This window comes from Chimaeribacter coloradensis (genome assembly GCF_002858715.1).
In the GTDB taxonomy this organism is placed as follows: Bacteria; Pseudomonadota; Gammaproteobacteria; order Enterobacterales; family Enterobacteriaceae; genus Chimaeribacter; species Chimaeribacter coloradensis.
The window spans coordinates 47,463-60,478 of record NZ_PJZH01000016.1; the positions used below are offsets into that span (position 1 = coordinate 47,463).

The 13,016-nt window shown below is 66.6% G+C and carries 2 protein-coding genes; both read right to left on the reverse strand.

The window, feature by feature from the left end; translation table 11 throughout:
* Positions 1-219: 219 nt before the first annotated feature.
* The gene (locus CYR32_RS14705; RefSeq protein ID WP_165698250.1) at positions 220-6,651 is read right to left on the reverse strand and encodes an Ig-like domain-containing protein; all 6,432 of its coding nucleotides are present in this window, start codon (positions 6,649-6,651) and stop codon (positions 220-222) included.
* A gap of 571 nt (positions 6,652-7,222) precedes the next feature.
* Positions 7,223-12,766, reverse strand: a complete 5,544-nt coding sequence (locus CYR32_RS14710; RefSeq protein WP_101825724.1) for an Ig-like domain-containing protein — start codon at positions 12,764-12,766, stop codon at positions 7,223-7,225.
* Between the last annotated feature and the right edge of the window lie 250 nt (positions 12,767-13,016).

Consider the following 13,016-nt stretch of genomic DNA (forward strand, 5'->3'; position numbering starts at 1 on the left):
GATACATCAAAAGAATTTATCTATTGTGCTGGCTGGATCGTATTTGCGGGCTTGGCCTGCCCCTGCCTGTTGCCGGGGAAAACACCGTGCATAATGGCCCCGCAGGCGGTGCGGGCACCGTTTTCCCGCCCGGCGCTGGCCGTTTCCCACCCTGCCCTCAGGCCATAAAAAAGGCCGGGTTTCCCCGGCCCCGGCCATAAAACGCGGTGCGATGGCTGTTTACACCTGTTGAACCTGAATGCCGTGCTGCACCAGCACATCCCCCAGGGTGTTGCTGCCCTCCAGTGAACTGTTGTGGTAAACGTCGAAGGTCAGGCCGTCCACCACCCGTTGGCCAGTGGTGGCCCAGGTATCGCCGTCGCCCGTGAGCGTCAGCTGGCTGCCCGCCGCCCCGCGGATGAACAGGCTCTCGTCCGGCTGGTCTTTGACGGTTTCCGCCTCATGCACCCCCAGCGTCAGGCTGTTGCTGCCGCTGTTGCCGAGGTCAAAAATCTCGATGTGTTCTACCTTCAGCCCCAGCGCGGTCAGGTCGAGGTGCTGGTCGCTGCCCGCCAGCAGCAGCGTGTCGGTGCCGCTGCCGCCGTCAACGTGCAGGAAATCAAGCGTGTGCAGGCTGAGGGTGTCGTTGCCGCTGCCACCCTGCGCCTCACCGCCGGGGGTGGTGAGGTCAATCACCTGCCCGCCGATGGAGTAGGCCGTCTCGCCGGGTGTGGCCTCAGCCAGGGGGGCCGCGGCCTGTGCCGTGCTGAGGGTAACGGGGGCCTCCCCCACGGCCGCCGCCTCACTGCCTGCGGAGGCAGCCGGCGCACTCTCTGTCGCGGCCACGGCCACCGCAGGCGGCGTGCCGAGGGTGAACTCACTGCTGGAGGTGGTGAGGTTGCCCGCCGCATCCGCCAGGCTCACGGTCAGCGGGTAGTGGCCGTCCGGCTGCCCGGCCAGCGCCCGCGCCGGGATCGCCACCGACCAGCTGCCGTCGTCATGGACCGGGGTGTGGTAGGTGACGCTGTTGAGCACCACTGCCACCATCAGCCCGGCCGCCGCGGCGGTGGTGCTGCCGGTGACGGCGAAGCCGCTCTGGACCTCACGCGCGGTGATCACATTGTCACCGGTGAGCGGGTTGACGCTGAGTTCAGGCGGCGTGACGTCCACGGTAAAGGTGCTGTTGGCCTCGCGGCTGTTGCCCGCGGCGTCGCGCGCCGTCACGGTGACCGTGGCGCGCCCCTCCGGCAACGCCTGGAGGGTGGCGGCCGGGATCAGCACCGTCCAGCTGCCGTCGTTGGCGACGATGGCGTTAAAGCGCTGTTCGCCCAGCGCCACGCTGACCTGCTGCCCCTCGCCGCTGACGCCGGTGGTGCCGGAGAGCGCCTGCCCGGCCGCCGCTTCCGCCGCACTGAGCAGGCCGTCCGCAAACGGCGTGTTAAGCGTCGGCGCAGGCAGCGAGTTGATGTGCACATGGATGTCGGTGCTCTGGGTGATCAGCGTGCCGTCAAGATCGGTGACGGTGGCGGTCAGCGGCACCTTGCCGTCCGGCAGCCGCGCCACATCCGCCGCAGGCAGGGTAAAGCGCCAGCTGCCGTCCGCCGCCACCGTGGTGGTGTAGCTGTGGCCGTCAAAGATCAGCGCCAGCGCCGCCCCCTCCGCCACATAGGCCGTGATGCCGCTGAGCACCACCGTGCCGGCCGCCTCTTCCGCATTCAGGGTGTTGTCGCCCCCCACCGGGTGAAAGGCGATTCCCCCTTGATCGAGGTTCACGGTGGCGGCCTGGCTCTGCACCGCCGGGTTGCCGTGGATGTCATTGACCCGCGACTCGATGATCACCCGTTCGCCGTTCTCCAGCCCGGCCAGCGCCGACTGCGGGATGGTGACGCGCCATTCTCCGCCGGAGGCCACGGTGGTGGTGTAGTCGGTGCCGTTGAAGCGCAGGGTCAGGATCTGCCCCGCTTCGACGCCCACGGTGTGGCCGGTGATCACCTGATCCACCTGAATCTCCGCGGCGTTGAGCACGTCGTCCCCGGTCAGCGCATCGCGGGTGATGGCGAGGTCGAGGTTACGCGCCACCTGCACCTCCCGGCTGAGGGTCGAGACGTTACCGGCGGCATCGGTGACGCTGACGGTGATCGGGTAGATGCCGTTCGGCATCTGGTTCAGGCCGCTGAGGTAGAGCGCCCAGCTACCGTCCCACAGCACCTCCGCCTGGTACGGCACGCCAAACAGCGTCACCACCGCTTTCTGGCCCACGGTGTCCATGTCGGCGGTACCGGAAATCGTGGTGTTGGTGTCACTGTTCAGCAATACATCGTCGCCGGAGACCGGGTCGAGCGTCAGCGCCGGTGGGGTGAAATCCACCTGGAAGCTCCCTTCAGTCTGCGCCCGGTTCCCCGCGGCGTCCGTGGCGGTCACGGTCAGGCTGTTCTGCCCCTCCGGCAGGCCGGTAAGCAGCGCGGCGGGAAGCGTGGCGCTCCAGGCACCGTGGCTGTCCACCACCGCGTGGATCTCCCGGCCGCTCAGGGTAATCACCACGTTCTGGCCGTTACCGGTGACGCCGGTATTCCCGGCGATGCTCTGCCCCAGCGTCTGCGCCGCGTCGGCGTGGCCGAGCAGGCCGTCGCCGAACAGCGTGTTCACGGTCGGGGCGGGCAGCGTATGGGCCACCACCCCGATCGGCATGCTGGTGTAGAGCTGTGAACCGCTGAGGCCCGCCGCGCGCGCCACCAGTGACAGGGTGCCGTCAGGGAGCTGCGCCGCATCCGCCGCCGGGATCTGGGTGGCCCAGTGGCCCTCCGCATCCACCCGGGCGGTGTAGCGGTGGCCGTTCAGCGTCAGGTTGACCACCGTGCCGGTGGCGACCCCCAGGGCGTGGCCGCTGAGCGCGATCGCCCCGCCCGCCTCGGCGGCGTTGATCAGGTTGTCACCGGTGACCGGGTCGATGCTCAGCCCGGCGCGGTCGGTGTTGACGTTGACAAAGCGGGTGGCGGTGGCCGGGTTGCCGGCGAGATCCGAGACGCGCCCCAGCAGGGTGAGCCGCCCGCTGTTCAGCGCCGCCAGATCCTCCGCCGGAACGGTGAGCGACCAGATGCCGCCCGCCTGGATCAGCGTGGTGTAGGTGTGGCTGCCGATCCTCAGCTGCACCTGCTGGCCGGTTTCGACGTTATCCGCCGAGCCGCTGATGATCTGGTCGCTGAACAGGTCAGCCCCGTGCAGCTGGTTATCGCCGGAGACGGCGTTGATGCGCAGGCGCGGCAGGGTGGCGGCGTCGCCGTCCAGCACCAGTGAACGGGTCTCGGTGGCGGTGTTGCCCGCCGCGTCCGACAGGCTGACCAGCAGGTCATAGCGGCCGTCCGGCAGGTTATTCAGCGCGCCCGGCGGCAGGCGCAGGCTCCAGCCGCCGCCCGGTTTCACGGTGGCCTCATAGCTGATGTTGTTGAACAGCACTGTCACGCTGACGGTGCCGCCCACTTCGGAGCCGCTGCCGCTGAGGGTGACGCCCGCGGCCATTTCACGGGCGTTGACGATGTTATCCCCGGCGATGGTGTTCACCACCAGCGTCGGCGGGGTGAAATCCACCACCACCGGGCTGGCGGCCGTGGCGGTGTTGCCCGCCAGATCGCTGACGGTGACCTCAAAGGAGGTGGTGCCTTCGGCCAGCCCGCGGAAGGCGGAAGGCGGCAGGCTCAGGCTCCAGACGCCGTTCTCATCCACCGTGCCGGTGTAGATCAGCCCGCCCAGCGCCAGGCTGACGCTCTGCCCCGCGCCGGTAATGCCGGTGTGGCCGGTGAGGATCTGGGGGGTTTGCACCTCGGCGGCATTCAGCCGCCCATCCACAAACGGCGTGTCCAGCGTCGGGTGCGGCAGGTTATTCAGGAAGACGTTAAGCGGCGCGCGGGTGAAAACCACGTCACCGTCGGCGTCGGTGGTGCTGACGGCGAGGGTCTGCCGACCGTCAGCCAGCTGCGCCAGCGCCTCCGGCGGCACCCGCAGGGCCCAGATGCCCTGTGCGTCGGTGGTGGTGGTGTACTCCCGGCCGTTCAGGGTCACGGTCACGGTGTTGCCCACAGGCACCCCGGCGGTGGTGCCGCTGACAATCAGCCCCGCCGCCTGTTCAGCGACGTTCAGCATCCCGTCCCCGGCCAGCGGGTTGACGCTGATGCCGCCGCGGTTGAGGTCAACGGTAAGCTCTTCGCTGGCGGTGGCGCGGTTGCCGGCGATATTGTCCACCGTGGCGGTCAACGTCAGGGTGCCGTCACTGAGCAGGCGCAGATCATTGGCCGGGACGGCGGCGCTCCAGCTGCCGTCCGGCTGCACCACGGCGGTGTAGGTGCGGCCGTTCAGCCCCAGGGTGACGAGCTGCCCCGCCTCGACATGGTCAGCGTGGCCGCTCAGGGTCTGGGCGGTGTTCTGCTCCGCGCCGTTGAGCACGTTGTCCCCGGCGAACGGGTCGAAGGTGAGCACCGGCGTGTTCAGCGGCCCGGCCGCCAGCACCACCGCGCCGGTGACCAGGGTATGGTTGCCCGCGTCATCGGTGATTTCCGCGGTGATCGGGTAGCTGCCGTCCGGCAGCCCGGCCAGCGCCCCCGGCGGCAGCGGGATGCTCCAGATGCCGTCCTCGGTGACGGTGGTGGTGTAGGTTTCGCCGTTGAGCGTCGCGACCACCGTGGCCCCCAGGCTGGTGTTGATCGGCACATCTGCCGAGGTGCCGTGCAGGATCAGCCCGCGGCCCACTTCGCTCTGGTTGACGATGTTGTCGGCGGTAAGCGGGCTGATGTTCAGCCCCGGCGGGGTGAAGTCCACGGTAAAGGCACCGGGGCCGGTCACGGTGTTCCCGGCGACGTCACTGGCGGTGACGGTGTAGGTCACCAGCCCGTTGGGCAGTGCCTGCAGCGTTGCCGGGGGGATGGCGGCGCGCCACTGGCCGCCCTCATCCACCACCGCCGTGAAATTCTGCCCGGCCAGCGTCACGGTGACGCTCTGCCCCGCCCCGGTGACGCCGGTGTGGCCGGAGAGGAACTGCCCGGCCGCCGCCTCGGCGAGGTTCAGGTAGCCGTCGCCGAACGGGCTGTCATTCAGCAGGTCAGGCTGGGTGTTGATCACCACCAGCAGCTCCTGGGTGGAGGTGACCGGCGTGCCGCTGCTGCTGCGCACCTCCGCCGAGACGCTGTAGGTGCCGTCCGCCAGCGCGTTGAGGTCTGCCGCCGGGACGGTGGCGCGCCAGCTGGTGCCGCCGTTGACGGTGGCGTTGCTGGTCAGGGTGGCGGTGTAGCTGACGCCGTTGAGGGTGACGGTGACGCTGTTCCCCACCGCCAGCCCCTGCGCCACGCCGCTGATGGTGAGGTCGGTTTCGGCTTCGGCGGCGTTGAGGATGTTATCCCCCGCCAGGGTGTCGATCGCCACCGTCTGCCCGCCGTTGACCACCGTAATGGTCTGGCGGGCGCTGGCGCTGTTCCCGGCCAGATCGGTGACGGTGGCGCTCAGCGGAAGCGTGCCCGCGGCAATCTGCACCATGTCGATCTGCGGCACAATCAGCTGCCAGCTGCCGTCCGCCTGCACCACCGTGCTGTAGCTGTGGCTGTTCAGCGTGATGTTCACCGTCTGCCCCGGCTCCACGTTGCGGGTGGTACCGCTCAGCTCCTGCGCCACGTTACGCTCGGCGAGGTCGAGCTGGTTGTCACCGGTGAAGGGGGTGATCGCTATCTGCGGCAGGTTGCTGGTGTCCACCGTCACGGTCTGTTGGGCGGTGGCCGGGTTCCCGGCGGCGTCGGTGGTGGTGGCGGTGAGGGTGTAGTCACCGGCGGCCAGCCCGCTCAGTGCCTCAGGCGGGAGCGCCAGCCGCCAGGTGCCGTCGGCGGCCACGGTGGCGCTGTAGCTCTGGTCGTTGAAGGTCAGGGCCACCGGGCGGCCCGGCTCGCCGGACTGGCCGGTGAGGGTGATCCCCTGCTGCACATCCCGCTGGCTCAGCAGGTTGTCGCCGGTGACCGGGTCGATCGCCAGTTGCGGCGCGGTGATGTCCAGCGGCAGGCTGCCCTGGGTGGTGCTCACGTTCCCGGCGGCATCGGTCACCGTCACGTTGACCGGGTAGCTGCCCTCTGCCAGCGCCTGCAGGGCGGCGGACGGCAGCGTCACCTGCCAGGTGCCGTCTGCGGTGACCTCCCCGCTGTAGGTCTGGCCGTTAAGCGCCACCACCACGCTCTGGCCCTCACCGCTGACGCCGGTGCGGCCGGTGAGCGTCTGGTCGCTCTGTGTCTGCGCCTGGTTGAGGGTGGCGGGCGGGTCGAGTTCCGCCTGCGGCAGCGTGGTGACGTGCACCGCCAGCGTCGCCTCCGCGCGCTGGGAGGTGCCGTCGGCGGCGGTGAGGGTGGCGGTCACCGGCTGCGCGCCGTCCGGCAGCGCGCCCACGGCCGCCACCGGCACGGTGGTGCTCCAGCGGCCATCCGCATTGACGGTGGCGCGGTAGGAAGTGCCGTTCAGCAGCACCTCTACGGCGGCGTCAGGCAGCCACGGCGAGGTGTTGCCGCTGATCACCAGCGGCTGGGCGGCCTCGGCGGCGTTCAGGGCGTTATCCCCGGAGAGCGGGTCAAGGGTGAAGGTCAGGTCGCTTGCGGCCACCTGGGCGAGGGCGTTGCCGGAGGATCGGGAGCTTGGGTTTGTGGTTGCCATACACTGCCTCTTGTAGGAATCGTCATGAGTCCCCGGCCGCCGGGTCAGCCCGCGCGGCCGGGGGAGCATCAATTCAAAAGCCCCGCTGCTCAGGGGCGTTATGTTTTTCCAGACTGGTGACGTGCAGTAATAAACGCGGCCAAAAAAAGACAAAAAGGCCCAGAGGTTAAGGTAATAACCGATAAATGCTGTTTTTTTAGGATAAATAAAAGGGCCGGATATTCCGGCCTGAGAGAAAGTCTATGGGAAAATGCGCCCGTTATTGGGCTAAGAAAAGTCCTGAAAACAATTAAGTTAACACAGCGTGATATCAGAAAATAACAGCGGAAAAATAAGCCCCTTCAATTACAGCTTGATCTGCGGTGAATTTATCCGGGTGGCTTCCCATTTATTCCGGCGCGAAATAATAGCCATAAAAAGCCCCCTCATTAAAATCACGGAGAAAACATTAGAATATTTTATCCTTTTTATCGGTAATAACCGGGGCGGTTATTAAGGAAAGGCCCCCGCGCCGGATGCCGATAAAAAAGGCCGGGTTTCCCGCCCGGCCTTTTTCCCCCCTGTTATTGCGTTACACCTGCTGTACCAGAATGCCCTGCTGCACCAGCACGTCCGCAAACAGATCGCTGCTTCCCAGCGCGCTGTGGTGGTAGACATCAAACGTCAGGCCATTGACGTCGCGCTGGCCGCTGTCGGCCCAGCTTCCGCCGTCACCGGTTAATGTCAGCACACTGCCCTCCGCCCCGCGGATGAGCAGGCTCTCCTCCGGCTGGTCTTTGACGCTTTCCGCTTCATGCAGCCCCAGCGTCAGGCTGTTGCTGCCGTTGCCGAGGTCGAAGACGTCGATATTCTCAATCTTCAGCCCCAGCGCGGTGAGGTCAAGGTGCTGATCGCTGCCCGCCAGCAGCAGGGTGTCCGTGCCGCTGCCGCCGTCGATATGCAGGAAATCCAGCGTGTGCACAACGATGGTGTCATTGCCGCTGCCGCCGATCGCCTCGCCGCCTGCGGTGAGATCCAGCGTCAGCCCGGCGATGCTGTAAGTGCCCTGTTCCTCAGTGGCCGCCGCTTCCGGCACCGCCAGCGCGGCGGCCAGGGTGCTGGCAGCGGTTGCTGTGGCAGCCATCGCCTGGGCCGCGTCACTTTCTGCCGCCTCCGGCGCGGCCTCCAGCGTCAGCGCCCCGGTGACCGTCGTCAGGTTCCCGGCCACGTCAGCGAGGCTGACCGTCAGCGGGTAGTCACCGGCGGGCTGATCCGCCAGCGCCCCGGCCGGGATCGCCACCGCCCAGTGGCCGTCCTCCTGTACCAGGCCGTGGTAATCCACGCCGTTCAGCACCACCAGCACCAGCAGCCCGGCGGCCGCAGCGGTGGCGGTGCCGGTCAGGCCGAAGCCCGCCTGCGCCTCCTGCACGCTGATGCGGTTATCCCCGGTGACCGGGTTAAACGCCAGTTCCGGTGCGAGGGTGTCCACTGTCAATACCGCTTTGGCGTGCAGGGTTTGGTGCCCTGCGCCTTTGACGCTCGCTTTCAGCGTGTTGCAGCCCTCTTCCAGCGCCGCCACATCCGCGGCCGGAAGGGTCGCCGACCAGCTGCCGTCACGGCCGACTTTCGCCGTGTAGTGCTCGCCGTTCAGCGTCAGGTGCACCGTGGCACCGCGCTGCACGCCGTCGGTATGGCCGGTGATGGTAATCGCCCCGCCTGCTTCGGCGGCGTTGATCAGGTTGTCACCGGTGATCGGGTCGATGCTCAGGCCGTCGCGGTGGCTATGGATGGTGATGTTACGGCTGGCGGTGGCGGGGTTACCGGAGGTATCCGTCACGCTGGCGCGCAGCGTCTCCCCGCCGTTGCCGAGTGCCGCCAGATCTTCCGCCGGGATCACCAGCGACCAGACGCCGCCCGCCTGTATCTGGGTGGTGTAGGTCACGCTGCCGACTTTCAGGCTCAGGGTCTGCCCGCTTTCGACATTTTCCGAACTGCCGCTGATGATCTGGTCACTCTGGATCTCCGCGCCGTTGATCACGTTGTCACCCGAGACTTTATGGATGCGCAGTACCGGCCGGTTGGCCCGGTCAGCGTCCAGCAGCAGCGACTCGGTCAGGGTGGTGGTCTGGCCGTCGGCGTCGGTCTGGCTGACGGTCAGCGTATAGCGCCCATCCTCCAGCCCGGCGAGGACGCGCCTCGGCAGCGTCACCTGCCAGCTCCCCTCGTCGTTGACGGCGGCGTTATAGGTGACGCCGTTAAGCAGCACGCTGACTGTGCCGCCCGCCTCGGAGCTCTGGCCGCTGATCGCCACCCCGGCGGCGGCTTCGGCGATGTTGATGATGTTATCCCCGGCGATCGGGTTAAGGGTGATCACCGGCGCGGAGAGATCCACCGTCAGCAGGTTCAGGCCGCTGATTTCGTTGCCGCTGAGATCGGTGGAGGTCGCCGAGACCCAGTAGTCGGTGTTGCCCAGCAGCGCCAGATCCGCCTGCGGCACCGTGACGCTCCAGGCACCGTCAGAGTCGGTGACGGTGGTCTGGTAGAGGTGGCCATTCAGATCAACGGTGATCGCCGCGCCTACCTGCCCGTTGGTAATGGTGCCGCTGATCACCAGCGGGCCGTTGGCCTCGTCGGCGGTGAGGGTGCCGTCACCGGCCAGGGTGTCGATGTTAAGCTGCCCCGGCGTGCGGTAGAGCAGGAAGCTGTGGCTGCCCACTGCCAGCAGGTTGCCGTCTGCGTCGCTGATGCTGCCGAGGATGTCGGTGGTCGGGTCATTGGGCAGGGTTTTCAGATCCGCCGACGGGATCAGCACGCTCCAGCTGTGGTCTGCCTGCACCTCTGCCTGGTAAGTAAAGCCGCCCAGCGTCAGGGTCACGATGCTGCCCGCCGGGCTGTTGTCCGCGTGGCCGCTGAGCAGCTGATCGCTCTCCAGCTCATCTTCGTCCATATAGTTGTCGCTGCCGCCGAACGGGTCGAAGGTCAGCGGTTGCAGGTCGCCCAGCTCGACGGTGAGCGGCGCGGTGGCGGTGATCGGGTTACCGGCCAGATCAAAGGCGCTGACGGTGACGGTGAGCGGGCCGTCCGGCAACCCGGCCAGCTCCTGCGGGGTAAAGGTCACGGCCCAGGTGTCACTGTAGTCGGAGAAGCTGTGGGTGACGCCGTTGATGGTGACCTGCACATCCAGCGGCATCGCCATAAAGTGGCTGCTGCCGCTGATGACCAGCCCGGCGGCGGCCTCCTCCGGCGTCAGCACGTTGTCCCCGGCGATCGGGTCGATGGTGAGGGTGCCCGGGTCAGCCAGCACCACAAACACATTGTCATTACTGATGGTGTTACCCGCGCCGTCCGTGACGCTGCCCACGAGGTCAACCCGGCCATCGGGCAGCAACGCCAGATCGGCGGCCGGCACCGTAACCTGCCAGTTGCCGCCGACGCCGGTGGTGGTGGTATAGGTAAAGCTCTGGCCGTCAAAGGAGGTCATGCGGATCGTCACCGCCAGCCCGGCCACGCCCTCACCCGTGGGGCTGTCGTCCAGGAAGAAGGTGCCGTCGAGGATCTGGTCCTGCGCCTGTTCCCCGGCATCGACCACATCATCCCCGGCAAAGGGGTAAAAGACGAAGCCGCCGCTGAACGGCTGCGGGCTAAAGGTGACGTCGTGGCTGGCGGTGGTGACGGTGCCGTCCGGGGCGGTGAGTTCCGCCACCAGCGTATAGACGCCGTTGGCGACGCCGCTGAAGCTGCCCGCCGGTACCGTGACCTGCCAGCTGCCGTCGGCCGCTACCGTGCCGGTGTAATGGTAGGCCGGGTCATCAAAGGCGGTGACCGCCACGCTGCCGCCCGCCGCGCTCACCGGCGCATGGCCGCTGATCACGATCTCGTTGGCCGCTTCATCGGCGCTGAGGATGTTGTCTTCAGTGATCGGGTCAAGGCGGAAATCATCAAATACTACCCGCAGGTCGAGGGTGTCGGTGACCGGCACGGTAAAGGTGTCCAGCGCATGGGCGGTGACGGTGTAGGTACCGCTGCTCAGGTCAGCCAGATCCCCGGCCGGGATTTGCAGGCTCCAGGTGTTGTCACTCTGCACCAGCGTGGTGTAGCTCTGGCCGTTGAGCGTCACGGTGACGACGTTGTCCGAGGGCACGCCGATCACCACGCCGCTGACCGTCAGGTTCGTGGCGGCTTCGGCGGTGTCGAGCTGGTTATCCCCCGCCACAATACCGATCGCCACCGCCGTGCGGCCGGTGACCACCGTCACCTCTTCGGTGGCGGAGACGCTGTCGCCGTTGTTGTTGCTGACGCTGGCCGTGAGGTCATAGTTCGGGCGCACCACGCCCAGCTCAGCCAGATCGGCCTGCGGTACAATCAGCCGCCAGCTGCCGTCCGCCTCCACCGTGGTGGTGTACGTTTTGTCGTTGAAAGTCACGGTGACCGTCTGCCCCGCCTCCACATGGGTGGTGGTGCCGGTCAGCTCCTGCGCCACGCCGCGCTCGGCGCTGTTCAGCTCATTGTCACCGGTGAACGGGTCGATGTTCAGCAGCGGCAGGTTGGTCTCTTCAACGGTAATGGTGCGGCTGACCTCGGTCTCATTCAGCGCCCCATCGCCTGTCTTAGCCGTCAGGGTGTAGCTGCCGGGGGCGAGGCCGTTCAGCGCCGACGCGGGCAGCGCCACCGTCCACAGCCCGTCGCTGTCCGGGGAGCCGATGTAACGGTGGCCGTTAAAGGTGACGATAATGCTGCTGATCAGTTCGTCGGTGTGGCCGGTGAGAGTGATGCCCGCCAGCAGCTCCGCACGATCCAGCACGTCATCCCCGGTAACCGGGTCAAAGGTGAGCACCGGCGCGGTGACATCCACCTCCAGCTGGCTGGTGGCGCTGCGGCTGTTGCCCGCCTGATCGGTGACGGTGGCGGTCAGCGGGTAGTTGCCGTCATCCAGGGTTTGCAGCACCCCCGCAGGCAGCGTGACGCGCCAGACGCCGTCACTGCCCACCGGCCCCTGGTAGGTCTGGCCGTCAAGGGTGACGCTGACGACCGGGTTAAGCCCGCTGACGCTGGCGGTGCCGGACAGGATCTGGTCCTGCTGCGCACGCTCAGCGTTGATTGAAATCGGGAAGTCGATAGAGACCTGCGGCAGCGCGTTGGCGTAGACGCCCAGGGTCAGGCTGTCTGTCAGCGGGTCACCGGCGGCATTAAGGGCGGTGACCTCTGCGGTGACCGGCCCATCAGCCAGCGCCTGAAGATCGGCCGCAGGCACGGTGAGCTGCCAGCGGCCATCGGCGGCCACGGTGCTGCTGTAGCTCTGGCCATTCAGGGTCAGGGTCACGGGCGTGCCCTGCGCCAGATTGCTGGCGGCCCCCTGCACGGTGAGATCGCTTTGCGCCTCCTGCGCATTGAGGCGGTTATCCCCGGCCAGGGTGTCGATGGCGATGCCGTCCAGCGTATCCTCCACCGTAAAGCGGTTGATCACTGTTTCCGCCGGGTTACCGGCGCTGTCAACGACGTCGGCCAGCAAAATATTCGCGCCGTTAGGCAGGGCGGCGATGTCCGCCGCCGGGATGATCAGGCTCCAGCTGCCGTCCTCCTGCACCTCGGCGGTGTAGCTTTTTTCATTCAGGCTGACGGTCACGATTTGCCCGGCGTCTACGTTCTGGGTGGTGCCGTGGATCGCCTGCGCCACCTGATGCTCTGCGCCCGTCAGGACGCTCTCCAGCCCGCCGCTTAACGTGGGCAATGAGTCGGGGTCGGCGTTGATTCGCAGTTCCCGGGTGGCAGAAACGGGGTTGCCGTCGCCGTCTGCGGATTCGGCGACCAGCTGGTAAGTGCCGTCCGGGAAGCTGCCGTCGCGGGCGCTGAGGGTATGCGCCGGGATGGTGAGCTGCCAGTCGCCCCCTGCCGTGGTCTGGGTGGTAAAGGTCTGGTTGCCGATAGTCAGGGTGACCAGCGCGCTGTTCAGCGACGAGGTGCCGCTGACGGTAATCTCCTCTTCCGCCTCGGCAAAGTTAATGACGTCGTCCGGCACCAGCGGGTCGATGGTCAGCACCGGCTCGGCCAGCGCGCTGCTTGCCGCGGCGGCAACAACCCCGGCGCGGCTCACTTCTGACGCACCGGAATAACGGGAGAGTTCTGGGATATTTTTCATAGGCTGCCTCTTATTTAAAAAACGCGTTCATATTCCATGCGGGATGCCCCCGCTTATTTCATTCGAAGGAAAAAAAGAAAATGGAACATTATCTGTACACCCTGCACGGCAAGGCGTACCTCTTTTTAATGAGCCAACCGTTCTTCCAAATAAAGAAACACCCTATAAAAACGGTTATTTCCCCGCCACGCTTTCCTGTGCATTGAAAAACCATGTTTTTTAAATAGCGGCATCTCTCAGGCCTGTTTTT